Below are 22404 nucleotides of genomic sequence, written 5' to 3'. Positions count from 1 at the left end.
GAGGCTAAAGGCCGAGGGAGCGCTTGCGCCCGAAGTCCCAATCTACGCCGCCATCATCGCGGGCTACGCCGGAGACGTGACGGCCGATCTGTTTTTCGAGAGAGGGCGACCAGGGCACGAGCTGGAAGCCGAGGCCGTCGTCGATCATGGCGAAGCGGCCGGAGGCGAGCGCGAAACGCTGGCGATAGGAGCCGGCGACATATTCGCCGCTGGCTGCGCGCTCGAAGGACATGCCGGTCTCGGTTGCGAGCTTCTCGCCGAGGTTGTCGAGTTCGCGTTGGCGCAAGGTGCTGAGCAGCCGGCGCGCGAAGACGACGCGACCGCCCTGCCGCTCGGCAAAGCCCTCGCCGATCAGATGTTCAGCGCGTTCGTCCAGAGCCTGACGGACCTCAGCGCCGAAACCGCTGTCCGACAGCGCGATCGGATCGCGGGCGATGGCCTGCCGGTCGAGCCAGGTCGCGCCCGAGGCGCCGACTTGCGCACCAAGATCGAGATCGGCGCGGACGGCGAGCGCGACGCGGCGCTGCCCCTGCGGGTCCTCCCAGGATCGCAACTCGACGATGGAACCGGGCGGACTGTCGCCGGCGGCGTCGAGATGCGGCAGCTTGATGTGATGGGTCCGCCCGTCGGTGCCGTCGACCACGGCATAAGCGGTGCCCTTCAACTCGTCGTCGAGGCCGCGCTCGACCAGGCGGCCGATGACGGGAACGTCAAGGCTTTCGCCGGCGAGGACATAGCTGGCCGAGCCGCGTTCGATGCCGCGTTCGGTCAGGGCACGGTGCATGCGCTTGATGATGTCGCCGCGCTCGCCCAGTTCACGCAGGACCGCTTCGGCTTCGGGCTTGATGAACCATTGCGAGAGGCCGATCTCTTCGGCAAGCCCGCGGATTTCAAGGGTTCGCAGCCGCCCCACCTTCAGAGTATGAAACTCGTCCGGCTGGCGGTCGGGAAGCGGGGCAAGGTCGATGATGCCGGACTTGCCGGCGTCGCGCACAAGCTGCCGGTCGAGCTGCGTCCAGCGTTCCGCCTCGACCTGCCGCTCCAGATTGCGGTGGATCTCCAGATCGGTGCGGGGCCCGAGTTCCTGCGTGACCAGATCCTGCGCACGGGCGCGCATGCCCTCCTTGAGGTAGTCGCGGGAAATCACCAGGTCCTGGCCATCGTCGGTGCGGCCGCGCAGGATGATATGGATATGGGGATTGTCGGTGTTCCAGTGATCGACGGCGACCCAATCGAGGCGCGTGCCGAGATCCTTCTCCATCTGCCCCATCAGCTCGCGGGCGTGATCCTTCAGATTGGCCATGTCCACCGCGTCTTCGGGCGAGACGATGAAGCGGAAATGATGCCTGTCGTCCTGGCACTTTTCCGCGAAAGCGCCGACATCCATGTCGTCCCTTTCCGGGCCGAACATCCGCGCCTTTTCCCCGTCGCGGGTCACGCCATCGCGGCGCAGATAATTAAGGTGTGCGCCGAGCGGAGCCGAGCGTGCCGTTTGGCGAACCACGCGGGTCTTGATGACGGCGATGCGCGAGCGTCCGGTGAGAAGCCGGTTGGCCTGGATGCTGGCGCGCTGACCGCGCCCGAAGCGTGAGCGGTTGCCCGAGGTGATCTTGCCGGAGCGCGAGACGCGTCCGCCGGCTTTCTGGGCGGCGGCGAGCGCCTGGGCGACAAAGGGCCTCGCCTGTTGCGCGCGGGTCGAGCGGATACGGCCCGGACGGATGCGGAACTCGTTGTCATCGGACATGGGGCGCCCCCGCACGGTGCAAATCATCAAGGAAAATCAGGAAGAGGAGCGCGCAGCGCACGGTGCGCGCCAGCGCCGCACGGTGCGGGACGCGCCGGAAACCTGAACAAAAACAACCGCCCGCCACAGCCGCACCGTGCGGCCTTTTATCTCGCCATCTTTCGGTCGTGGTGCCTGCCGCCACCCTCTGCGCCCTCCATGACACGCCAGCGCCCGATGGGATGCGAATTGCGGTGCCGCTGCTCATGGCCGGTCCCCACCGGCATCGCGGGCGACGAACAGCCCCTCCGACTGCAAGGCGGTGAGTGCGTCCGGTGCCGCCGGGACGAGCGAAGGGGCATCGTCCGGCGTGCGGTCGGGGGACGCGGGATCGGCAGCGGAAGCGCCGATTTCACGCGCGACGAAGAGCGCCGCCTCGCGCCAGTCGGGCGGCGGAGCGACCGTCGAGCCGCTGCCGGAAGGCCGCTCGCCGAGCAGGATCGGCGTCAAAGCAGCGACATAGGCGCGCGTCTCGGCAGGCAGCGGACGAGCCGTCGCGCGGTATTCATCGTAGCGACCGGGACCGGCATTGTAGGCCGCGAGCATCGCGGCAACATTGCCGTAGCGATCCCACATCTCGCGTAGGTAGGCGGTGCCCGCGAGGATGTTGTCGCGCGGCTCGAAGGGGTCGCGGCCGAGAGCATGGCGGATGCGCAGCTCCGCCCAAGTCGAGGGCATGACCTGCATCAGCCCCATCGCGCCGGCAGACGATATGGCGTGCATATTGCCCGCGCTTTCGACCTGCATCACGGCGATGATCCATGCCGCCGGGATGCCGAACCGCTGCGAAGCCTCTTCGATATGGGCGCCGTGCGGATGCACGGCGACGGCACGACCCATCACGGCGATCTGCGCCAGGCCGGGCAGCGGGGCAATGGCTGTGACGAACAGGCCGGAAAGAAGAAGGAGGAGGATGCGGCGGCGGGCGCCACATCTCCCCGAGGCGGGACGGATGCAGGACGTGACCATGATCACTCCTGCTCGTCGCGCTTCTTTTGGCGGGTCCAGTGCAAGCCCCAGTCGCGGCCGTCTTCGTCCGACTGGAACAGGCGGGCGCGGATCGGCTGCTGGAAAACTGGATCGTCGAGAAGCACGGAGACGAACGGTCCCGCGCGCTCGCCGGAATGTTTCCAGCCTGCGCCGACTTCCGGCCCATACTCATCGCCGAGATGGATGCGATAGGCAGGCGCCTTGTCGGCGTCCGCATTTTCCGACGGCGTAAAGGTCAGCTCGACGTCCAGCGAGAGCGTGCGGAGTCGCCCGGAATAGCCGGACGGGGTGCGGGTAAACTGGCCGATCTGTGCCATGGAAGGCTCCTTTCCTATGCGGTGGAGAAGACGCGGGACGGCTCAACGGCCCCGCTCTGGACGCGCTGTCACCGCATCGGCGCGCGCCAGACAAAGCGGCCCTCGCCGTCTTCGTCGGTGAAAAGCGGGATCGCGTGGCCGATCACCGCCGAGGCGGGGAACGGGCCGAAATAGCGGCCGTCGAGGCTGTCGCCGACGTCCGGGTTCATCAGGAACACTTCGCCCTCGGCGATGACGCGACAGCCCTGCCAGACCGGCAGGTCTCGGCCGAAGCTGTCGTGGTCGCGCGCCTCGCCGAGCGGAACGCCGTCGACGATAATGGCGCGGCCATCGCGGCACAGGCGCTGTCCGGGCAGGCCGAGAACGTGCTTCAGAAGCGGCACGTCGCGTGCGACGTAGCCGCGCTCGACCATAAACGAGGCGAAGGGTTCGGGTGGGATGACGGCGACCAGATCGGGCACCGCGATCCGGTCGTCGGGTGCGACAGTATAGAACCCGATCGGCACGCTGGCCGATGCGTTCCAGACCAGCCTTGGCGCAGTCGGAACGAATCCGGCAAAGGCGATCCCGAGCGTGGCAACCGTCGTCACCATGACATAGCGAAAGCGCGTCATGGGGCGATCTCCCGCCGCCAGAGCCATGCCTGATGACGCTCCGCGGTGTAGGGACGCGGCGCTTCGCCTGCGTTTATCCAGTGGGAGACGTGCCGCCAATGATCGGGATCGACTTGGGCCGGATCGACACCTATGGCCTCGATCCCGTCGACATGGCGAAGGACAGCCTCGACCTTCGGCCAGCCTTCGATCTTCAGCAGGATTTCGCCGCCTGGACGGACGAAGGGCAGCGTCTGATAGGACTGGCCCGGCGCAACCGCGCGCAGGATGTCGAGGCGCGAAATGATCGTGCCGTGGTCGTTCGCCGCCCAGCGGACGAACGCAAACACCGTGCCGGGATGGAAGAATACAACACGCCGGTTGCGATCGAGGATCTGCTCACCAGTCGCATGGCCGAATCTGATCCAGTATTCGGTCTTGCCTTCCACCCAGGTCAGTTCCGCGCGGGTCAGATCGCCGTCATGGGCGTCGATGCCGATCATGGGCGGTCTCCCCCTATGTCGGGAAACTCGCGCGCCAGCAGGTCGCGCAGCATGTCGGCGACGGTGATGCCGCGCTGGAAGGCCGCGATCTTGATGCGGCCGCGCAGCGCCGGCGTGATGTCCACGGTCAGCCGCGCCGAATAGGCGTCGGCGGTATCCGTGCGCTTTGGCGGCGCGTCGCCGGCCTTGATCCAGCTATCGGGATCGGCCGGGCGCGTAGCGAAGCAGCGCTTCTCGGTGCGCGCCGTCATGACGAAATTCCGTCATGGAATGGCAGCACGGTGGCGATGCGCGCCCGCGCGCACTCGGCCATGTCGGGGTCGATCTCGCAGCCGAGATAGCGCCGGCCGGAAAGCCGGCAGGCTTCCCCGGCCGCGCCGGAACCGGCGAACCAGTCGCCGACCAGGCCGCCTTCGGGGCAGCTCGTGCGGATCAGGATCTCCAGGAGCGCCGACGGCTTTTCGGTCGGATGGATGGCGCGGCCGTGGCAGTTGCGCAGGTAGATGACCGAGCGCATGAGGCGCGGCCCGCCGTCATGGCTGACATAATGGCCGGCGTCGATCTGGCCGGTATGGGGCGGGCGCTGCTTGCGCCGCACCGTGCGGGCCGTCGCGTCGGGCGTGGTCTGGACGTCGTTGTAGATGTCACGCCAAGCGGTCTCGGCGGGATAGAACTGGACGGCCAGTTCATGCACCCGCTTGAAGCGGTCGGCATGAAAGCCGGTGCCGTTCTGCTTTTCCCAGACGATCTCCTGCGCGATCCGCAAGCCGGCGTCAGTGAAGCGGTCGGCGGTCGCCATGAAGCTGCGCAGCGAGCCGAAGACCCAGAGCGAGCCGGTCGGCCTGAGGGCGGCGCGCGCCAGCACGACCCAGCCCTCGACGCGCCGATCCCAGGCGAGCGAAGTGTCGCCATAGGGCGGATCGGCGATGATCATGTCGTAGGGTGCGTGCCAGGGCATTTCTTCGCGGCAGTCGCCGGTAAGGATCGTCATGCCGATACCCTCCCGATCCCCAGCAGGCCGATCTCGGCGGCCAGGGCGGCAATCTCGCGCGCGGCGGGTGATCGGCGCCCGATCTCGCGGACGAGCCGCCCGGTCTGCGCGGCGTCGGCGAAGACGACGCGCTGGCCGATGGCGCTGGTGAGCACGGGAGGATCGTGGTCCGCCAGCGTCTCGGCGGTCTCGCGGGCGATGACGGTGCGGGCACCGCAGCGGTTGAGCACGAAGCGGGCAACGAGCTGGGGCCGGTAGATGCGCGCCTCCGCCAGGAGGGCGAGCATCTCCGCCGAAGCCCAGCCGTCGAACGGCGATGGCTGCACCGGGATCAGCACGAGATCGGCGGCGAGCAGCGCGGAGCGCATGAGGCCGGCGACGCGCGGTGGCCCGTCGATGACGATGCGATCGACATCGCGGGCGAGTTCGGGCGCTTCGCGATGCAGCGTGTCGCGGGCCAGGCCAACGGTGCCGAAGGCGCGTGGCAGGCCCTCACGCGCGCGTTGTTGCGACCAGTCGAGGGCGGAGCCTTGCGGATCGGCGTCGATCAGGGTGACGCGCTTGCCACCCTGAGCCAGTTCACCGGCAAGATGCAGCGCCAGCGTCGTCTTGCCGACACCGCCCTTCTGGTTGAGGAGCGCGATGATCATTTGCACCCCCCCGGCAGATCGAGAGGCAGGCGGGGTCTTTCTGCAGATTCAGGAGCCTCGGTTGCGCCTCGATCAGATGCCGGTCGAGGCGATGCCGGGGCGTCGGATGCCCTCTTCTTAGCGGCTCTACCAAGGCTTCTGGCGGTGTCGCGGATGAGGTTTTCCACATCGCGCGCGCGCTCTTCAAAGTTAGACTCTTTGTTAGACTCTAAGTTAAGGGCGCGATTTCCTGAATGGGTTCCGGGTGTTAAGCCCGGTTTCGGTTCCTGATAGCACGAGCCTCCGGTTCCCGATAGCACGATAGTCCGGGTTCCCGATAGCACGAGGCCATCCACAGGTTTTCCACAGGGCGCGAGCGGCTCGAAGGCCAGCAGCATTCGCCCGCCGACCTCGGCCTCGAGAAACAGCGAATAGCCCGGCAGCGGCTGGCGCCGGATGATGTCGCGCAACTCGAAGGCGAAGCGCTTGAACGGCGACAGGCTGCCGGATTTCTGGTGAAGGTGACGGAAATCGAACCGCCAGCCATCGCGCTGGCGGCCGCCGTGCTTGCGCACCAGGCGGTAGAGCCAGCGGTCGAGGCCGCCGGTGAGATCGAAATAGGTCCGGTCGATGGTCAGCACGAGCGCATCGTCGAGGACGGCCTGGTAGAACCAGTCCGGCACGATCATCTCGATGCCATCGGGTCTGCCGCTATGGTCGGTGCGTTCCTGCCATTCGTTGATCCAGGAGAAGCGATGCCGGCGCCCTTCGACCGGCTGGCGGATCGAGGTGGAAATCGTGGTCGATTGCAGCCGGTCGAGCGCCGCCTTCAGGCGCTGATAGTCGCGCAAGCCGGTGCCGCGCCCGACATAGGTGAGAATCTCGTAGGGCGTGGCGGCCATCAGCCGGGAGGTGCGAAGGCCGCTGTCGCGGGCTTCGACGATCTGGCTCGCCGCCCAGATCAGAATATCGGCGTCCCAGATCGTGGCCATGCCGTGATCGGGAACAGCCTCGACCCGGATGGAGACATTGCCGGCGGCGAAGTCGATGGGCGCGATGCGCTTCGACTTGGCGAGGGAGAAGAAGGGATAGGCCATGAGATCCTGCGCGTCTCGTGGCGCGAAATCGCCGGGGAGCGCCCGGAACAGGTCGAGCTGCCCGCGCTCAGAAAGGGATCGGCGTCGCACCGTCATGAAGGGAACCGGCTGCGATCAGCGGGCGTAACGACCGGCCTGCGGGCCGGACGGAAACGCATGACGCTTGGCGGGCAGCACGGAGCCGCGCGGATCGGAGGTGGAGGTCACCGCGCCGCGCTCGGTCCAGGCCTCAAGATCGTCGATGGCATAGACCACACGGCCGCCAAGCTTGCGATAGGCTGGCCCGGTTCCGTAGGTGCGGTGCTTTTCGAGGGTCCGGGCCGAGAGGCTGAGAAAGGTCGCGGCCTCCTTGGTCCGTAGAAAACGCGGCGGCAGGACGACGGGTTCATGTGGCATGATCGGGCCTCCGTGGGGTTGCAAGCGGCCGCTGCGGATCAGCGGCGGGCAATGACCACGGTGGCGCAGGAAGAGCGGCGAGTTGCAGGGCGAAGTTGGGGGGTATCGAAATCGCCCACCATCAGGGCAAAGGATCGCGTTATCGTGGGCGGCGATGACGCAGGAGTTTCCGATAACCGCCGGCGACCATGGAACGGGCGTCGCGCAGGAGTGCCTTGATGGCATGACGGGCCGAGGACGCCTGCCATTCGTCCCGCTCAAGCCGGCCGGTGTTCAGAAGAACCCGCGCGATCTCCTGCTGCGTCGCGCCGGCCCGATGGCCATCGAAGGCCCGCAGCATCCGTCGGAGGCGCGCGCGTTGCTGGCGTGTCAGGCGCGTATCCGGCGGGATCGCGCGACCATGCAGGGCCGAAAGGAAGCGTTGAATGGCCTCGATCCGGTCGAAACCGGCGAGGCTGAGAGGGACGACGGCGACCGCGATCGCGTCCCCCATAATGGCGCCGTCGAAGATCTGGAGCTTCCGCCCATTGCCAAGCGGGACATGGAACTCCGCGCCAGCGTTCTCGACCGAGAAGTCGAGGCGCCAGTTCGGCGGAGCGCCGTCAGTGCTGTCGTCAAGTTCCGAAGGGGCTTCGGTCAGCACCACCACACTTGTGTCCTCCGCTGGGAGCCAGAAGACCGGCGCATCGGGTGGCGGGACCAGCGGATCGACAGGGAAATCGCAACCCCCAGCGCTGCCGGATCCGTTCGGTCAGCGGTTGGGGGTCTCCATGGTCGGCAATTGAGGCTTCAAAATCTGCGTCATAATCGTCATTGCGGCGCAGCCATTCCCAGGCCAGATCGGATGCCGTCAGTTCATCCAGATGGTCGTATTGCGCCGACGAACGCCAAGTCGATGCGTCAGGGGTCATCGCGGCCTCCCGGGTCTACTCAAACGAATTGAGAAGGGTCAGGATTCCCGCACGCGTTGAATTGAGGAAGTCAGGCGATGGTCAACAGGTGATGCGCGGCACGCATCACGCGTCAGGAATTGCGCTGGCTTTCGCGGACCAGTTCGCGGTAGCCGTGTTCGGTCATCCAATGCGCGCGAGCGAGATGAGTATCATGGATGGAGCGGCAGCGGTCGGGATCGCACTCTGGATCGAGGCCAAAGAGAACCTGCACAGCTTCGCGCCAATCGGCGCCATCACGCTCGGCATCGAGAAGGCGCATGTAGAGTTTCATATGCTCGCGATCATAAGACGTCAGCGTCTGGCTGGACGGTGGTGTGTCGAGATATGTCTGTGTCGCGCGGCCCATCATTCGCTCACGTTCGGGTAACGTATTTGTTAACCATCTTCGGCGGAAGATAGCCATTCCTTTTGACGAGAACCTGACATCACGCTGGCCGCTGTTTCACCGTTTGTCGGTGTTGACCGTATCGTGTTGCAGCAACACGCCCTCGCCCTTATCCGTCGACAAGAAAACGATCCCGGCCGCTTCGAGAGCGCGGCGCACCTGGTCGCGGGTGGACTCGAACACCTCGAGCCCGCTTTGGGATTCGAGGCGTTTGAGTGCGGTCAATGCGACCTGGGCCTTGTCGGCGAGCGTCTCCTGTGTCCATCCCAGTAACGCGCGCGCAGCCCGAGATTGGCGAGCGGTGATCATACATGATCACCTCCCACCGGGATACGCACGCACTCCAGAACTACGACTATAATAGTCGTTCTCGCTGTGAGCACCAGCCGAAATTCAGGTGCAATTATCAAGGATAGAGAGACGACGCTCCCGTCCATGCCCGTCTGATTCGGTCGCCGGACCTTGCCAGAAGCGGCGGGCGCGATCCGGTGAAGCAGGAGGGAAACCCGGCGGCTTGCGCCGCCGGGCCTCGGGTTCCCGATCAGAACGGAATGTCATCGTCGTCGATGAACTTGCCGTCGTCGTTCTGGGTCTGCTTCGCCCGGCTCAGGAAATCGACCGTCTCGGCGATGATCTCGCAGCCGTAGCGATCGACCCCGGCGGCATCGGTCCATTTCGTGTAGTGGATGCGGCCGCGAACCAGAACCTTCATGCCCTTGTCGCAATGCTGCTGGACCGTCTTGCCGAGGCCGTTGAAGCAGGTGATGCGGTGCCATTCGGTGTCCTGGACCCGATAGCCGTTCTCGTCGCGCAGGACGCGGCCTTCCGAATAGCGGGGGCGCGAGGTGGCCAGGGTGAAGTGGGTGATGCCGGTGCCGCCCTGGGTGGTGCGGGTTTCGGGGGCCTGGCCGATGTTGCCGGCGAGGATGACGATGTTCTGCATTGTAGGTCTCCGTTGCTCCTCGGAGGGACCGTCCCTCCGACGAGACCCGGCCAAGGCCGTCGGAAGACTCCTGCAACTGCCGCCCTTGCTGCAGCTTGCCCCCAAGGCCCCAGGTGGGGCGGGCAGCCGCGTTTGCGCGGCAACACGGCTGGGAGCCGCGGGGGTTGCTGGTGGAAGCCGAACGGACTTAGGGGATCAGTCAGGCGGAGGGATGGTGCTTTCGAAAGCAGATCGGGGACGCACAGCAGAACCATCGTCCTTGCTGGCGACAGCGACCAGGCAGGCCCCCATGCGAACCGAGACCACCGGCATGGCACTCCTTCAACCGTCTTTGCCGGTCACCGTCGTGTCCGCCGCCGGAAGGCCATGTCATCCGCGATGTGATCGGACAGGCTATCGGGTTCTCAGGTCCGGTATGGCGCCGCCCTGCTTCATCGGCCAAAGGCTCGGTCCCTCAGCATCGTGAAGGGACAAGGAAGGTGTTCGCGAAGGCCCCACGAAACGACGTGGACCGATGCAGCGGGGCATCGACCGCACGGGACCACGGTTCGCACCGCAGACCATTTCAAGCGCCGCGAGAAGCAGACCGGGTGCGATGGTGACATGCTGCGACGAACTGCTTTTCCGTCTTGGGCGAAACGACCGGGGCTCGGCGGCGCAAGCTGCCGGCCTTCCTCAGAAGTGGCTGATCGCGTCTGCCGTTTCAGCGCGAGAACACCGACTCGCCGAGGGCGTTCAGATTGACGATGGCCGAGATGCCGAGGACGAGACCGCCCATGCCGCCGAACAGGTTGAGAACCAGCCCCGAGTCGATGGCGTTCTTGGTGATGCCATAGACAAGGGCATAGCCGGCGATGACGGCGGGCACGGCGAAGAGAGCGAGCGCAATGAGCCGCAGGGCCGGGTTCTTCGCGAAGCCAAGAGTCACGATCACAAGCGCGATCGAGAGCACGGCGGCGCCGATGGCCATGAGGCCGGACATCACGACCCCGGCGCCCGCGCCCCAGGCATATTGCGCGGCCGTGATGGCTGCCATGACGGGCAAGGCATAGATCGCGAGATTCCAGGCGATCACGCAGGCCGCGATGGTGAGCGAGATGGCGAGCAGGATCAGCGTCATGGAAACCTCCAGAGAACGGTTGGGGATCACGACAGGCTGCCGGGAGATGCGCTCCGCCTGCGACTATGCTGCTTCGCCGGTTCTGCAAGGATGTTCCATCAAAGGCGCGGCCTTGCATCTTGTCAAGTATCGGCGGCCGAAAGCCGCCAGGCGGCGGCGCTTACGCGCCGCCGTCGAACTTCATGACCGGGATGCCGAGCTTGCGGGCCTTGTCGGCGAGATTCTCCTGAATCCCGGTGCCGGGGAAGACGAGGACGCCGACCGGCAGCACGTCCAGCATGGCATCGTTTCGCTTGAACGGCGCCGCCTTGGCGTGCTTGGTCCAGTCGGGCCGGAAGGCGACCTGGGGCACCTTGCGGTGATCTGCCCAACGGGAAGCGATCAGTTCGGCTCCCTTCGGCGACCCGCCGTGCAGCAGCACCATCTCGGGGTGCTTGGCATGGACCTGATCGAGCTTCGCCCAGATCAGGCGGTGATCGTTGAAGTCCGCGCCGCCAGTCACGGCAACCTTCGGGCCGGCGGGCAGCATCACCTCGGTCTCGGCCCGGCGCTTCGCGGCAAGGAAGTCGCGGCTGTCGATCATCGCGGCGGTCAGGTTGCGATGGTTGACCATCGAGCCGCTGCGCGGCCGCCAGGCACTGCCGGTGTGGTGCTCGAAAGCCTCGGCCGCGAGGTCGCGGAAGAGTTCCATGCTGGCGCGCCGTTCGATCAGGGTCTGCCCCTCGGCCGTGAGGCGTTCGAGTTCGACCGACTTGACCTCGCTGCCGTCCTGTTCCCGCTGAAGCCGGCGCTGCGCCTGCTCGTTGTCGTCGAGATCGCGCTCCACCCGGCCGGTGGCGCGGTGGAAGAGATTGACGGTCCCCCAGAGCAGCTCTTCGAGGTCGGGCTCTAAGCGGGTGTCGCCGAGCGTCGCGACGAGGGCGTCGAAGATGTCGGTGACGGCGGCGGCGACGGTGTTGCCCTCGGGCAGCGGCCTCGGATCGGGTTCGTCCTGGAACGGGCGCCAGCCGTAGAGCTGGAGTTCGGTGAGGGTGTGATCGGTCTGGGAGGAGGTGTGGACCGGCTCGTCGCCTGCGGAATAGGTTTCGTTCGTCATCGGGAGCGTCCTTCGTCTGGAGACCGCGCCCATCGCGGCCTTCGCAGGCGTCGAAGCGCACGGGCGGGACGGGTTGGCAGCCCTCGCCCGCTCCGCGAGGGCCTTGATGGCCGGGGGTGGGCTATTTTGACTTTCGCGATGCAAAGGCGGGGTTCGTCCCCGCCGGCGGAAAATAGTCCAAACCCGGCCATTGCCTGCCCGGCCCGTTTGTGCGCCGATCGCCCTCTCCGAAGGCCGTGGGCGCGGGACTCTCCGACGATGGATGCACCTGCCGATGGCGAAAGACTGAAACCGGCAGAGGATGACGCTGGGCCGCGCCTCCGGGACCGATCACGACCTCACCTCTCCATGAACCGGCGGACGTCTTCAGGATGAAGCTGATCCTTCAGACGCGCCCGGAGGGCATCGGCGCCGTGGCGTCGCAGATCATCGTTGAAATCGCCGTTGAGCGGCGTGAGCGACATCGCCTCGATCCCGAGGCTCTCTGCTCTGGCGGCCAGGCCGTCTCTTGCACCGTCCCCGGCCGGGTCGCGATCCCTGACGACATAGAGCCGGCGCAGCGACGGCGGGAACAGGATGGCAGCGAGGTGAGCGGCCGAAAGCGCCGCCAGCATCGGCATGCGGGGCAGAACCTGACGGGGCGACAGCACGGTCTCGATGCCCTCGCCGGCGGCGAGAACCTCAGCGGCGGTTCCGAAGCGGACAGCGTGCCCGAGAAAGACGCCCATCGCCCGCCGCGGTGTTTCGACAGCCGCCTTGCCGGAACCGTCCGGGGCGAGCCAGGTGCGATGCGCGCCGGTCTGCTGGCCCGCAAGATCGGTGACGGCGGCAACGAGTGCCGGCCGGATCTCGGTGGGTGAAGACTCGTCGGGTCTATAGTAGCACCTCGGATGGTAGCGCAGCGCGGTGGTGTCCGAGAGGGAGGTGATCGCCCGCCCGTTGAGGTAGATCGCCGCAAGGGTGCCGTGGATCGGCTGCGCCATGGCGAAGAGGCGGCGCGACGCTTCAGGCGAACCGGGCACGCTGCTGGATGTGCTGCCGGTCGGCGTCCTCGTCTTCTCCGGTTCAGGATGCGGGAGGGCAAGGAAACGGCGCGCTTCCTCGGCCACGTCCTTGAAGTCGACAAGGCCAAGCGCCTCGCGGATGACGTCGAGCAGATCGCCATGCTCCCCGGTGGCCATGTCGGTCCATTTCCCCGCCGCGCCCTTGCCGGAACCCGGGCCGGTCAGGCGCACGAACATCGAGCGGCCAGGAGTGTTCTGCACATCGCCGACCAGCCAATATCGCCCGGCGCGGTGGCCGGACGAGAGATAGTGGCGGCAGACCGCCTCGGCCTCTCGGCCGAGACGGGTCGCCAGTTCGAAGGCGTCGTGACGCGGCATCAGGCTGCCTCCCGTTCACCGATGCGCTCGACCGGCCAGCGGTCGAAGAGCTTGGCCAGCACGGCGGGTCCGCTGGCATCGACTGGCACGAACATGCGCAGCTTCCAGGAGATGATCTCGTGGAAGAGGCCGTATGCCGTGAGACGCTGGCGCATGGTGTCGGTGAAGCCGGAAAGCTCGATGCGGTTCACCCCCATGACGCGGACCCGGCGAAGCTGGAGGCCCTCGGAGAGATCGAGGATCGTCCGGCCTTCCATCAGCGCCGCGAAAGCATCCTTCGGCGTGACCTTCGCGATGCCGGTCGTGGTCGCGTTCGCGGCCCAGGCCGGGGAGACCTTGCGGCCGATGATGCGCTCGCCCGCGTCAGACTGGAGGCGATAGACGCGGGTGGACTCGTTCGGCAGCCGTTTCCAGATCGGCAGCAGCAAGCCCGTCACCATATGCAGGGTGCTGTCTGCGAACTCCGGCACCTCCGCAAGTTCCGCATTCCAGGCCGCAGCGAATGCGTCCCGGTCGGCCTCGACCCAATGGGTCTCGCCCATCATCCTGATGGGGATATTGTGTGCTTCCATCGGCCGGATCAGCCTGACGCGGCGCTCGATCTCGCCATCGTCCAGCATGACGCTGGTGGTGGGGATTTGCACCGCCGCGCGGCCTGAGCGCCCGTTGATCAGGAGCTTCGCGCGCGGATCGTCGAGTTCCGCTAGGGCGGCATCGAGCATGACGGGCCGGTTGCGCTTGCGTTCGGTGATCGTCAGCAGGCTGGTCTCGGCCCCGGTGCGGGGATGGGTGTAGATCACCTGACGGTCGGTGACGGTGAAGCTCTCGGCGCGCAGCGTCTCCAGCCCAGCGTCATAGATGCCGGACGCGATGGCGCCCTCGATCCGCGCGGTCAGAAGCTGCTCGAAAGCGCTGAAGAGAACGCCCTGAAGCTCGACGGTCAGCGCCAGCAGCCGGTTCAAGAAAGTCGTGATGGCGGGCAGCTCGTCCTTGATGCCGTTCGCGTCCATCAGTTTCAACCCGGTGGCGGATTCGAAGCGTTCGAGCGAACATCCCTCGACCTTGCCGCGCACCAGCAGGAGATAGAGCTGGCGCAGCGCGTCGCGGGCGTAGGGACTTTCCAGATTGTCCTCGGGCCGGAACAGGCCCTGGCCGCCGGTCTGGCGCTGGCCGCGCGTGATCGCGCCCAAAGTGTCGAGGCGGCGGGCAATCGTGCTGAGGAAGCGCTTCTCGGCTTTCACATTGGTCGAGATCGGCCGGAACAGCGGCGGCTGCGCCTGATTGGTGCGATGCGTCCGGCCAAGGCCCTGGATGGCGGCGTCCGCCTTCCAGCCGGCTTCGAGCAGGTAATGGACGCGCAGCCGGGTGTTCTTCGCTGACAGTTCGGCGTGATAGCTGCGCCCGGTGCCGCCGGCATCGGAGAACACCAGCACCCGCTTCTGATCGTCCATGAAGGCTTGCGTCTCGGCCAGGTTGGCCGAACCGGCGCGACTTTCCACGACGAGCCGGTCGATGGTAACGCCGCCGCCGCGCTTGCGGACGATACGACGCGAGCGGCCCGTGACCTCCGCCACCGTGTCGGTGCCGAAATGCTGGATGATCTGGTCGAGCGCGCCGGGAACCGGCGGCAAGCTGGCGAGGTTGGCGATCATCTCGTCGCGCCGGGCCGCGGCCTCGCGGCTCTCGACCGGCTGGCCATCACGATAGACCGGGCGCGACGACAGGTTGCCCTCCGAATCCGTGAACGGCTCATAAAGCTGCACCGGGAAGGAATGAGCGAGGTAGTCTAGGACATACTCGCGCGGCGACAGGTCCATTTTCAGATCGCCCCATTCCTCGGTGGGGATCTCTGCCAGCCGCCGTTCCATCAGCGCCTCGCCGGTCGAGACGATCTGGATGACGGAAGAATGTCCCGCTTCCAGATCGGCCGTGATGGACCGGATCAGCGTCGGGGTTTTCATCGACGTCAACAGGTGCCCGAAGAACCTCTGCTTGGCGCTCTCAAAGGCCGAGCGGGCGGCGGACTTGGCCTGCCGGTTCAGCGTGCCGGACCCGCCCTCGCCGCCGGTGATGTTGGCGGCCTGCATCGCCGCATCGAGATTGTTATGGATGATGGCGAAGGCATCGGCATAGCTGTCGTAGATGCGGACCTGTTCAGGGGTCAGTTCGTGGTCGAGCAACTCGTATTCCACGCCTTTGAAGGACAGCGAGCGGGCGGTGTAGAGGCCAAGCGCCCGCAGGTCGCGCGCCAGCACCTCCATCGCCGCGACGCCGCCGGCCTCGATCGCCTCGACGAACTCCGCCCTGGTCGAGAATGGGAAATCCTCGCCGCCCCAGAGACCGAGCCGCTGCGCATAGGCGAGATTGTGGACGGTGGTGGCGCCGGTGGCCGAGACATAGACCACGCGGGCCTGCGGCAGGGCGTGCTGGAGGCGCAGCCCGGCACGGCCCTGCTGGCTGGCGGCGACATCGCCGCGTTCTCCCTTGCCTCCTGCGGCATTGGCCATTGCGTGCGCCTCGTCGAAAATCACCACTCCATCGAAGTCGGAACCCAACCATTCGACGATCTGCCTGACCCTGGAAATCCTTTCTCCGCGGTCGTCGGAGCGCAGCGTGGCATAGGTTAGAAATAGGATGCCTTCGTTCAGGGTGATCTTTGCGCCTTGCGGGAATCGCGACAGCGGCGTGACCAGCAGCCGCTCCATGCCAAGCGCCGACCAGTCGCGCTGCGCATCCTCCAGCAGCTTGTCGGACTTCGAGATCCAGACCGCCTTGCGCCGCCCCTGCATCCAGTTGTCGAGGATGATCGCTGCGGATTCCCGGCCCTTGCCGACGCCGGTGCCATCGCCGACCATGAACCCTTGGCGGAAGCGGACGGCGCCCTTGGCGTCCTCCGGCGTGGCAGCAAGATTGTCGAGCGTGTCGTCCACCGTCCAAGCCCCGGCGAGGAATCCCATATGGGCCTCGCCGGCATAGATCACCGTCTCCAACTGCGCCTCGGACAGCCTGCCGAGAATGTCTTTGGGCAGCACCGGACGATAGCTCGGCTTCGGCGGCGCGATGCTCGCCATCGAGGCCGACTGCACGAGCTGGGTCGGATGCGCCTGCGCCCCGGCGATGCGGATGGTCTGAAGACCGTATTCCTCGTAGATCGCGTCGGAGAGGCGGCCGCCCTCGGCCGGTTCCCAATCCACGATCTCGTAGGCGACCGGCACGGCCTCCGGTTCCGCAAGGGGCGCGTCGGGCGCGGATCGCGCGGCGCGGTTGACATAGCCGCGCACGGTGCGCGGCGCGGTCGGTCGTGCCACCGGCACGGCCAGGCCGGGATCGACGGGAAGCCTGGCCGGAAGTTGCTCCGCCAGCCAGCCCATCAGGGTGGCAACATCCGACGCCACACCGGGCGCTGCCGGGAACACCGCCGGGTCTTCGGCGGGCAGCTTGTCGATGACGGTCAGCCGCGTGTCGATGGTGGTGCCGTGCTTGGCATAGACCGATCCATCGATGACGGCCGAGAAGACCACGCGGCCGCGCTCCTGCAGCCGTTTCCAGTTAGCCGTCCAGGCCGGATTGTCGGGGGCGAAGCTCGCGCCGGTGATGGTGACGAGCCGCCCGCCGGGCGCAAGGCGCGCCAGCGTCGAGGCGACATGGCGGAAGGCGGCATCAGCCACGCGGCCCTCGACATGGGCCATGACCGAGAACGGCGGGTTCATCAGCACCACTGTCGGGATCAGGCCGGGATCGAGATGATCGTCGATCTGGGCGGCGTCGAAGCGGGTGATGGACAGGGCCGGAAAGAGGGAGGAAAGCAGGCCGGCGCGGACCTCGGCCAGTTCGTTGACGAGCAGCGCACCGCCGGCGATCTCGGCCAGGATGGCGAGGAGCCCGGTGCCGGCCGAGGGCTCCAGCACGCGGTCGGCGTGCGTGATCGCCGCCGCCGTCACCGCAGCGAAGCCGAGAGGGATCGGGGTGGAGAACTGCTGGAAGGTCTGCGCTTCCTCGGAACGCCGGGTGTGGGTCGGCAGGAGCCCGGCAATTTTCGTAAGCTGCGGCAGGATTGCCGACGGAGACCCGGCTTTGCGGAAAAGTGCATTGCCGTATTTGCGCAGGAAGAGGACGGTCGCCGCCTCGCAGGCATCATAGGCGGTCTTCCAGTCCCAAGCGCCGGCGGCATCGGACGTGCCGAAGGCGGCCTCCATGGCGCCGCGCAGCGTGGCGGCGTCGACACGCTGACCGCGTTCCAGATGCGGCAGCAGCAGACCGGCAGCGGTGAAAACGCAGGCCGCGGTCTCAGCGTCATGGTCGAACGGAAGCGGCGCGGTGGCGGATGCCGCCGCGGATGCGGAAATCATGTTCATCGGGGATTCCTCGGGAGAGCAAGTCAGGATCAAGCCGGGCAGCGCTCTCTCTCGACCGCACCGGCTCAAACCCCTTCCGGCCCATCTCTCGCTCTGAAGCCGTGGCGAAAGCAGGCATGAAACAAGCGCCCGACCGTCAGGCTGGGCGCTTGTGGGTTTCAGTCGATGGCCTGGAAAATCGCCGCCGCCTCCGCGTGATCGGCGGCATGCTCGTAGAGGCGACCATAGCCCTCGGCGAGTTCGTCGTCATCGTAGCGGAAGGAAAGATGCGAGAAGGCGAAGAGCGTGGCGATGATCCCGGCGGCATCGCTTGAGACCTCGCCCTCGAAGCCGTTGCCTTCGCAGAACAGGCGGCAACGGGGCTTTGAGGTCGGCGCGAGATAGAGCGGCTGGCCGGCGCGTTCGTAGAAATCCCAGAGCCCGCCGCCGTAATCGCCGGGGCTGAGTATCTCCATGAAGCGAAAGACGGTATGCTCGCCGATGATGAGCAGGCGCCGGCCAAAAAGGCGCGGCAGGAAGTCCATGCGGCGCTCGTCGGGGACGCGGATTGCGGATTGGGAAGCAAGTTCGGGCAAAGCCATGATCGGTCTCCGAGAGGGAAAGGGGCACCTGCCGGACGACCCTCTCTCAACCCGTCCGGGGGCACCTGTTCCCGGCCCTCCTTTCGCTCTGGGGGCTTGAAGTGGACCATTATCTGGACCATCTTGTGCAGAATAGCGGAGAACATCTGGAGTGATATGCGATGAGGGTTTCTGTCACCGAGGCGAAGGGGCAGCTCACCGAACTGGTGAAGCGGGCCGAAGCCGGCGACGAGGTGATCCTGACGCGGCGGGGCCACGAGGTCGCCCGCCTCGTGCCGGTTGCCGTGGTGGCGACCCCGAAAGGCCGGCGCGCGCTGATGTAGCGGGTCCGGGCCACGGCGCGGGGCAAGGCATTGCCCGGCGCGGCTGCCGCGCGCAGCCAGGATTTCCTCTACGGGGATGACGGGATGCCGGCATGATCGCCGTCGATACCTCGGCGCTGATGGCCATCGTGCTGGACGAGCCGCAGGCCGAGACCTGCATGGTGGCGATCGAGGCGGCAGACGGCCTGCTGATCTCGGCCGGAACAGTGGCCGAGGCGCTGATCGTCGCCGGGCGGCGCAATGTCGGTGAAGAGATCGCCGCCCTGGTCGAGGGCCTTGGGTTCGAGGTGGTCTCCGTCACTGAAGCCTCGGCACGCAGGATCGCCGAAGCCTATGCCCGCTGGGGCAAGGGCGTTCATCCCGCCGGACTCAACTACGGGGATTGCTTCGCCTATGAGGTCGCCAGCGAACGCGGCTGCCCGTTGCTCTTCGTCGGCGACGACTTCTCACGGACGGACCTGCTGTCGGTTCTGTGAGGCAGCGCAGAAGGGTTTCAGCCGAAGCGCTTTCCATCAACTGTGAAGCTGTATTCGTTGGCAACGATGGCCTCATCGACCGCCTCATCCGAAGTCAGGTAGTCGTATTCGCGCTCAAGCTGGCGATAAAGCCAACGGGCGAGATCGCGCAATGCCTCCATGACGGTCTCCTCGGCATCGGCGGTCATGTCCTGCCAGGTCGGGCTGTCGCGGGTGACCGAGATCGCCATGCAGTATTCGTGATAGTATCGCCCCCGATGGGTCGCCTCGGCGGTCAACTGGTAGAAGTTGCGGCGTTGCGCCTGGTGCAGGGCATCCGCGATGCGGTGCAGCTCCACATCCTTCGGCGCATAGGTACGGATTTCCGCCGCCGTGCCTTTGCGATAGGAATAGTGGCCTTCGAACGCGGCGCCATCGCCCTGCGACCAGAAGCCCGTAAACCAGATGCAAGGCTCTTGTCGCACGCCGCCGCCCATGAGGCGGACGGTGCGGCTCTTGATGCGGATGCCGAGGATGTCCGCGATCCGCCGGAAATCCTCATAGACGGCATCGTACCAATCGTAGTCGAAGCCGCCCTCGCGATACCAGGCGCGGGCATTGTCTTTCGCGGCTTCGGAAAGCTCGTCGAGCCGATAGACCGTGGTTTCGATGACGTCAGGCATTGGGGTCGCCCCCGTCCAGAACGGTGGAAAGCCAACCGTCGGTGTAGATCCAGTCCACCGTCTCGCCGGTGGCGAGGTCGAGGACATGCGCGCCGCCCCCGAACCCGTCGATTCTCGGACGTGAGCAGGTATTGGCGTATTGCATCCCCCATAGCCCGGTCAGGCCGAACGCGGCGGCACAGCGTTTGACGAACTGGATGACATGCTCGGGATCGCCGGTGCCGTCATCGCGCATCCAGAGCTGGGTGCCGCCATGTTCGGGCTGGATCGAAAGCATGAAGCCGTCCGAGGGCGGATCTTCGGCGGCGTTTTCGCGCGCCAGCGCGTTGTAGAGATCAAGCGCGCGGGCGGCGTTCTCGGGGCTGCCCACGTCGAGCAGGCAGGAGAAATGGGTGAAGTAGTCGGCCATGTCAGGCTCCTGAAACGAGAAGGCCCGGCGCGGGGCCGGGCCTAGTGGATGGAAAGGGGCGACAGGTCAGGCAGCTTGTGGCAGCCGCAGCAGATCGGCAGTCGTCTCGCGCCAGAAGGGATCGACCAGCCGCGCCTCGAGCAGGCTGGCGCGGTGGCGGAGATCACGAGCCGATACCGCATCGCCGCGCCCGGATGCCGTGAAGGCCATGCCCCGCAGACGGCTGGCCTCCGTGACGGTGCGGCGAGCCTCGGCGTCGGAGGCGACCGGATGCTGCCAGAGCACGATCCCGGCCCGGACCTCACCGGCAAGGACAAGGCCCAGTTCGTTGTCCTGAATGACCATGACGCGGGGGCGAAAGCGCAGCGCATCGCCCTGTCCAACGCGGAAATCACCGCGCGCAACGCGCTGGCTGGCGATGATCAACGCCTCTTCGGGGGATTGGCACTGGCCGATGACGAGCGTGCGCTCGAAGCCGCCGACGTCATCGCTTTCGTCATCGCTGGCGATACCGATGCAGGAGATGCGCAGCGGCAGCTTCTGGGCATGACGCAGCCGGGGCAGGATCTGTCGCGCGACAATTTCGCCGATCGAGGCGAAAGTGGTGTGGTGGGAAAGGCTCATGGGGAATGCTCCGCGACGGACGGCGGAAGCCCCTCTCCCGCCTCACAATCCGTCACGGCCAACCGGCCCGCACTCTTACTCTCCCGTCCCGACGGTGGATCGTCCCGCACCTCGGCGGGACGATCCGGCGATCAGCACCAGGGCTCACGCCGCCCGGCCCAGGTTCTCGCCAGCCCTTCATCGACGAGAATATCGCCGACATCGCGGCCTTCGACGCGTATCGCCGCCAGGGTCCGGCCATAGCGGTCGGTCCCCTGACGCAGGATTTCGACCCGCCGACCTTGCAGGATTTCCGCCAGCCTGATCTTCGCTTGCCGGGCAAGGTCGGTTTCATGGATGCAGCGGCCCTCCATTTCGGGAGCGTCGATGTTGAATATCCGAACAGCTTCGGACTGCTGTCCCATACCCAGCCGGATCGAGTCACCGTCCCAGACGCGGATTTCCGCCGGTTCGCAGGAAGCCGTGCAGAGCAGGACGGAGATGACGATATGGCTGAGCATGGCAAGAGGCTTTCATAAGGGGGAGGCTGACGCGACTGCTCAGACTTCTTCCTGAAGTCGGCCATTGACGCAATGCGGATCGACCTCCGCCTCGATCCGCTGCGTCCGCCCCATCCAAGGCGCCGGGTGGATTGCCCGCGCCCAATCGGCGAAGGACGGGATACGGCCCAGATCCTCGCGGACATGCTGCTCCCCGACCCATCGGGCCGGGATCACCCTGCCGGTGGACAGGGTGATCGTCGCCCCGAAAATGGTCTCGGCCATGAAGATGCCCTCGGCATGGTGGCGAAGCGCGCGATGACGAAAATCGGCCAGGATCTCCTTGCTGGCATCGAACCAGCTATGGATGGGCAAGTAATCCTCGACCGTGCCGCCCCATTTCTTCACCGACGAGAGCGCATGATGATAGGGATGTGCCATTTCCACCCCCTCAGAACTCGTGACTGTAGAATTCGGTGGCGGTGTAGCGCTCGTTGTAGTCGAGCGTGATGGTGCGCGCCGCCACATCGAAGCTGAACTCGCCATAGGCGCCATCATTGTTCTCCCAGCCGCCATGGGTTTCCGAGAGGAAGTCATAGGCGAGCTGTTCGATGGCCGCCTCAACGCCCATTGAGATTGCGGTCACCTTGTCGGTTCCCCATGCCACCGTGGCAATGGTGATCTCGCCCTGCGGCAGGTCCACGGTCCGGTCGTCCGATTGCGCGGTGATGTCCTCGATCTGGCCGCTGTCGCCAGAACCGTCGAAGGTGACGGTCACGAGAGTGATGCCTGCGGCGGCCAGCGCATCGAACAGCGCCGTCTTGTTGTCGGGACGGACCGCTTCAGCGCGACGGTTGCGCTCATCGCGCTCGGCGAAGAAGCGCGCGACGCTGGCGGCCATGTCGAATTCCGGCGTGGCTGGTTTGTCGGTATCGGTCATTGGATGATCCTCCAGGAGAGCGGGATGATATGGCCCGGCGGCGCTCTCCTCTCCTTCCGCCAGGCTCGCCCCGATCCCGGCCCAACTCTCCCTTTCCAGAGCCGAGGCGAGGCCTCGGCACCGCCGCTGGCGATGCGCAGCCTGCGCATGGCACAAGGCCCGGCTGCGCCTGACGCGGGCCGGGCCGTCGGGCGGAGGCGCTTTCGCGCCTCAGCCGAAGGGATCGAGTTCGAGCTTCACCATCTCTTCGTCGCCGTCGAACTCGTCGGCGGGCATGGCGCCGTTATCCTGACTCTGTGTTCTGTCTTACCGCTGTGACGTTCGCAGCACACGATCAACGTTGACGACATTCCCCTTCGCTTGAGGTGAGGCGATGC

27 protein-coding genes and 1 pseudogene are annotated in these 22404 nt (G+C 66.2%); 2 read left to right on the top strand and 26 right to left on the bottom strand.

Features of this window, described 5'->3' with window-relative positions:
• Positions 1–4: 4 nt before the first annotated feature.
• From OANT_RS16520 to OANT_RS16430, 20 genes are all read right to left on the bottom strand, one after another.
• Entirely contained in the window at positions 5–1744 is a 1740-nt protein-coding gene (locus OANT_RS16520) for a relaxase/mobilization nuclease domain-containing protein (protein ID WP_012092635.1), read from the bottom strand.
• Between the two features lie 243 nt (positions 1745–1987).
• Entirely contained in the window at positions 1988–2752 is a 765-nt protein-coding gene (locus tag OANT_RS16515) for a lytic transglycosylase domain-containing protein (RefSeq protein WP_012092634.1), read from the bottom strand.
• Between the two features lie 2 nt (positions 2753–2754).
• Positions 2755–3090 (bottom strand): DUF736 domain-containing protein, encoded by a 336-nt coding sequence (locus OANT_RS16510; protein WP_012092633.1) that lies wholly within the window; start codon positions 3088–3090, stop codon positions 2755–2757.
• Between the two features lie 68 nt (positions 3091–3158).
• The gene (locus OANT_RS16505) at positions 3159–3704 is read right to left on the bottom strand and encodes a S26 family signal peptidase (RefSeq protein WP_012092632.1); all 546 of its coding nucleotides are present in this window, start codon (positions 3702–3704) and stop codon (positions 3159–3161) included.
• A complete protein-coding gene (locus OANT_RS16500; RefSeq protein WP_012092631.1) occupies positions 3701–4186 on the bottom strand; it encodes a DUF2840 domain-containing protein in 486 nt (161 codons plus the stop codon). Before OANT_RS16500 ends, OANT_RS16505 begins: the two co-directional genes overlap by 4 nt.
• A complete protein-coding gene (locus tag OANT_RS16495) occupies positions 4183–4437 on the bottom strand; it encodes a hypothetical protein (protein ID WP_012092630.1) in 255 nt (84 codons plus the stop codon). Before OANT_RS16495 ends, OANT_RS16500 begins: the two co-directional genes overlap by 4 nt.
• Positions 4434–5177 carry a DNA-methyltransferase gene (locus OANT_RS16490; RefSeq protein WP_012092629.1) on the bottom strand — a complete coding sequence of 248 codons (744 nt, stop codon included), beginning with the start codon at positions 5175–5177 and terminating at the stop codon, positions 4434–4436. The genes OANT_RS16495 and OANT_RS16490 overlap by 4 nt, the downstream gene beginning before the upstream one ends.
• Positions 5174–5827, bottom strand: a complete 654-nt coding sequence (gene parA / locus OANT_RS16485; RefSeq protein ID WP_012092628.1) for a ParA family partition ATPase — start codon at positions 5825–5827, stop codon at positions 5174–5176. The genes OANT_RS16490 and parA overlap by 4 nt, the downstream gene beginning before the upstream one ends.
• A complete protein-coding gene (locus OANT_RS16480; protein ID WP_012092627.1) occupies positions 5824–6999 on the bottom strand; it encodes a replication initiator protein A in 1176 nt (391 codons plus the stop codon). The genes parA and OANT_RS16480 overlap by 4 nt, the downstream gene beginning before the upstream one ends.
• An 18-nt stretch (positions 7000–7017) precedes the next feature.
• Positions 7018–7299, bottom strand: coding sequence for a helix-turn-helix transcriptional regulator (locus tag OANT_RS16475; RefSeq protein WP_012092626.1), 282 nt, complete (start codon positions 7297–7299; stop codon positions 7018–7020).
• Positions 7300–7438: 139 nt separating this feature from the next.
• Positions 7439–7948 (bottom strand): DUF2285 domain-containing protein, encoded by a 510-nt coding sequence (locus OANT_RS25790; protein ID WP_036749067.1) that lies wholly within the window; start codon positions 7946–7948, stop codon positions 7439–7441.
• Complete coding sequence (locus OANT_RS25785) at positions 7914–8210, bottom strand: transcriptional regulator domain-containing protein (RefSeq protein WP_012092624.1); 297 nt, start codon at positions 8208–8210, stop codon at positions 7914–7916. Before OANT_RS25785 ends, OANT_RS25790 begins: the two co-directional genes overlap by 35 nt.
• Before the next feature lie 112 nt (positions 8211–8322).
• Positions 8323–8598, bottom strand: coding sequence for a DNA -binding domain-containing protein (locus tag OANT_RS16465; protein ID WP_028034393.1), 276 nt, complete (start codon positions 8596–8598; stop codon positions 8323–8325).
• A 96-nt stretch (positions 8599–8694) separates the two neighbouring features.
• Entirely contained in the window at positions 8695–8946 is a 252-nt protein-coding gene (locus OANT_RS16460; RefSeq protein ID WP_012092622.1) for a helix-turn-helix domain-containing protein, read from the bottom strand.
• 232 nt (positions 8947–9178) lie between these two features.
• Positions 9179–9580 (bottom strand): single-stranded DNA-binding protein, encoded by a 402-nt coding sequence (locus OANT_RS16455; protein WP_012092621.1) that lies wholly within the window; start codon positions 9578–9580, stop codon positions 9179–9181.
• A 703-nt stretch (positions 9581–10283) separates the two neighbouring features.
• Complete coding sequence (locus tag OANT_RS16450; RefSeq protein WP_012092620.1) at positions 10284–10700, bottom strand: hypothetical protein; 417 nt, start codon at positions 10698–10700, stop codon at positions 10284–10286.
• 160 nt (positions 10701–10860) lie between these two features.
• Positions 10861–11796 carry a DUF2493 domain-containing protein gene (locus tag OANT_RS16445; protein WP_012092619.1) on the bottom strand — a complete coding sequence of 312 codons (936 nt, stop codon included), beginning with the start codon at positions 11794–11796 and terminating at the stop codon, positions 10861–10863.
• A gap of 338 nt (positions 11797–12134) precedes the next feature.
• Positions 12135–13178 carry a DUF7146 domain-containing protein gene (locus OANT_RS16440; protein ID WP_012092618.1) on the bottom strand — a complete coding sequence of 348 codons (1044 nt, stop codon included), beginning with the start codon at positions 13176–13178 and terminating at the stop codon, positions 12135–12137.
• Positions 13178–17533: a strawberry notch-like NTP hydrolase domain-containing protein gene (locus OANT_RS16435; protein WP_012092617.1), complete on the bottom strand. Its 4356-nt coding sequence runs from the start codon at positions 17531–17533 to the stop codon at positions 13178–13180. Before OANT_RS16435 ends, OANT_RS16440 begins: the two co-directional genes overlap by 1 nt.
• Positions 17534–17691: 158 nt before the next feature.
• Entirely contained in the window at positions 17692–18114 is a 423-nt protein-coding gene (locus OANT_RS16430) for an antirestriction protein (RefSeq protein WP_012092616.1), read from the bottom strand.
• A gap of 161 nt (positions 18115–18275) precedes the next feature.
• Here OANT_RS16430 and OANT_RS16425 point away from each other — a divergent pair.
• Positions 18276–18533 (top strand): annotated as a pseudogene (locus tag OANT_RS16425) (type II toxin-antitoxin system Phd/YefM family antitoxin).
• Positions 18530–18913 carry a type II toxin-antitoxin system VapC family toxin gene (locus tag OANT_RS16420; RefSeq protein WP_012092614.1) on the top strand — a complete coding sequence of 128 codons (384 nt, stop codon included), beginning with the start codon at positions 18530–18532 and terminating at the stop codon, positions 18911–18913. The pseudogene OANT_RS16425 and the gene OANT_RS16420 overlap by 4 nt, the downstream one beginning before the upstream one ends.
• A 17-nt stretch (positions 18914–18930) precedes the next feature.
• Here OANT_RS16420 and OANT_RS16415 read toward each other — a convergent pair whose 3' ends face one another.
• The 6 genes from OANT_RS16415 to OANT_RS16390 form a co-directional block, all read right to left on the bottom strand.
• A complete protein-coding gene (locus OANT_RS16415) occupies positions 18931–19575 on the bottom strand; it encodes a DUF8835 domain-containing pootine (RefSeq protein ID WP_012092613.1) in 645 nt (214 codons plus the stop codon).
• Entirely contained in the window at positions 19568–19984 is a 417-nt protein-coding gene (locus OANT_RS16410; RefSeq protein ID WP_012092612.1) for a hypothetical protein, read from the bottom strand. The genes OANT_RS16415 and OANT_RS16410 overlap by 8 nt, the downstream gene beginning before the upstream one ends.
• 66 nt (positions 19985–20050) lie before the next feature.
• Positions 20051–20608 carry a hypothetical protein gene (locus OANT_RS16405; protein ID WP_012092611.1) on the bottom strand — a complete coding sequence of 186 codons (558 nt, stop codon included), beginning with the start codon at positions 20606–20608 and terminating at the stop codon, positions 20051–20053.
• A 131-nt stretch (positions 20609–20739) separates the two neighbouring features.
• Positions 20740–21108 (bottom strand): thermonuclease family protein, encoded by a 369-nt coding sequence (locus tag OANT_RS16400; RefSeq protein ID WP_012092610.1) that lies wholly within the window; start codon positions 21106–21108, stop codon positions 20740–20742.
• 39 nt (positions 21109–21147) lie between these two features.
• Complete coding sequence (locus OANT_RS16395; RefSeq protein WP_012092609.1) at positions 21148–21528, bottom strand: DUF6915 family protein; 381 nt, start codon at positions 21526–21528, stop codon at positions 21148–21150.
• A 10-nt stretch (positions 21529–21538) separates the two neighbouring features.
• Complete coding sequence (locus OANT_RS16390) at positions 21539–22027, bottom strand: DUF6878 family protein (RefSeq protein ID WP_012092608.1); 489 nt, start codon at positions 22025–22027, stop codon at positions 21539–21541.
• Positions 22028–22404 lie beyond the last annotated feature (377 nt).

Source organism: Brucella anthropi ATCC 49188 (genome assembly GCF_000017405.1).
GTDB lineage: Bacteria > Pseudomonadota > Alphaproteobacteria > Rhizobiales > Rhizobiaceae > Brucella > Brucella anthropi.
The sequence above is the reverse complement of the archived record's forward strand: the minus strand, read 5'-3'. Positions and strand labels throughout refer to the sequence as shown.

Bases quoted from the DNA above. Each gene is read 5' to 3' on its own strand.
- OANT_RS16520 (WP_012092635.1), bottom strand. From the start codon at position 1,744: ATGTCCGATGACAACGAGTTCCGCATCCGTCCGGGCCGTATCCGCTCG.
- OANT_RS16515 (WP_012092634.1), bottom strand. From the start codon at position 2,752: ATGGTCACGTCCTGCATCCGTCCCGCCTCGGGGAGATGTGGCGCCCGC.
- OANT_RS16510 (WP_012092633.1), bottom strand. From the start codon at position 3,090: ATGGCACAGATCGGCCAGTTTACCCGCACCCCGTCCGGCTATTCCGGG.
- OANT_RS16505 (WP_012092632.1), bottom strand. From the start codon at position 3,704: ATGACGCGCTTTCGCTATGTCATGGTGACGACGGTTGCCACGCTCGGG.
- OANT_RS16500 (WP_012092631.1), bottom strand. From the start codon at position 4,186: ATGATCGGCATCGACGCCCATGACGGCGATCTGACCCGCGCGGAACTG.
- OANT_RS16495 (WP_012092630.1), bottom strand. From the start codon at position 4,437: ATGACGGCGCGCACCGAGAAGCGCTGCTTCGCTACGCGCCCGGCCGAT.
- OANT_RS16490 (WP_012092629.1), bottom strand. From the start codon at position 5,177: ATGACGATCCTTACCGGCGACTGCCGCGAAGAAATGCCCTGGCACGCA.
- parA (WP_012092628.1), bottom strand. From the start codon at position 5,827: ATGATCATCGCGCTCCTCAACCAGAAGGGCGGTGTCGGCAAGACGACG.
- OANT_RS16480 (WP_012092627.1), bottom strand. From the start codon at position 6,999: ATGACGGTGCGACGCCGATCCCTTTCTGAGCGCGGGCAGCTCGACCTG.
- OANT_RS16475 (WP_012092626.1), bottom strand. From the start codon at position 7,299: ATGCCACATGAACCCGTCGTCCTGCCGCCGCGTTTTCTACGGACCAAG.
- OANT_RS25785 (WP_012092624.1), bottom strand. From the start codon at position 8,210: ATGACCCCTGACGCATCGACTTGGCGTTCGTCGGCGCAATACGACCAT.
- OANT_RS16465 (WP_028034393.1), bottom strand. From the start codon at position 8,598: ATGGGCCGCGCGACACAGACATATCTCGACACACCACCGTCCAGCCAG.
- OANT_RS16460 (WP_012092622.1), bottom strand. From the start codon at position 8,946: ATGATCACCGCTCGCCAATCTCGGGCTGCGCGCGCGTTACTGGGATGG.
- OANT_RS16455 (WP_012092621.1), bottom strand. From the start codon at position 9,580: ATGCAGAACATCGTCATCCTCGCCGGCAACATCGGCCAGGCCCCCGAA.
- OANT_RS16450 (WP_012092620.1), bottom strand. From the start codon at position 10,700: ATGACGCTGATCCTGCTCGCCATCTCGCTCACCATCGCGGCCTGCGTG.
- OANT_RS16445 (WP_012092619.1), bottom strand. From the start codon at position 11,796: ATGACGAACGAAACCTATTCCGCAGGCGACGAGCCGGTCCACACCTCC.
- OANT_RS16440 (WP_012092618.1), bottom strand. From the start codon at position 13,178: ATGCCGCGTCACGACGCCTTCGAACTGGCGACCCGTCTCGGCCGAGAG.
- OANT_RS16435 (WP_012092617.1), bottom strand. From the start codon at position 17,533: ATGAACATGATTTCCGCATCCGCGGCGGCATCCGCCACCGCGCCGCTT.
- OANT_RS16430 (WP_012092616.1), bottom strand. From the start codon at position 18,114: ATGGCTTTGCCCGAACTTGCTTCCCAATCCGCAATCCGCGTCCCCGAC.
- OANT_RS16420 (WP_012092614.1), top strand. From the start codon at position 18,530: ATGATCGCCGTCGATACCTCGGCGCTGATGGCCATCGTGCTGGACGAG.
- OANT_RS16415 (WP_012092613.1), bottom strand. From the start codon at position 19,575: ATGCCTGACGTCATCGAAACCACGGTCTATCGGCTCGACGAGCTTTCC.
- OANT_RS16410 (WP_012092612.1), bottom strand. From the start codon at position 19,984: ATGGCCGACTACTTCACCCATTTCTCCTGCCTGCTCGACGTGGGCAGC.
- OANT_RS16405 (WP_012092611.1), bottom strand. From the start codon at position 20,608: ATGAGCCTTTCCCACCACACCACTTTCGCCTCGATCGGCGAAATTGTC.
- OANT_RS16400 (WP_012092610.1), bottom strand. From the start codon at position 21,108: ATGCTCAGCCATATCGTCATCTCCGTCCTGCTCTGCACGGCTTCCTGC.
- OANT_RS16395 (WP_012092609.1), bottom strand. From the start codon at position 21,528: ATGGCACATCCCTATCATCATGCGCTCTCGTCGGTGAAGAAATGGGGC.
- OANT_RS16390 (WP_012092608.1), bottom strand. From the start codon at position 22,027: ATGACCGATACCGACAAACCAGCCACGCCGGAATTCGACATGGCCGCC.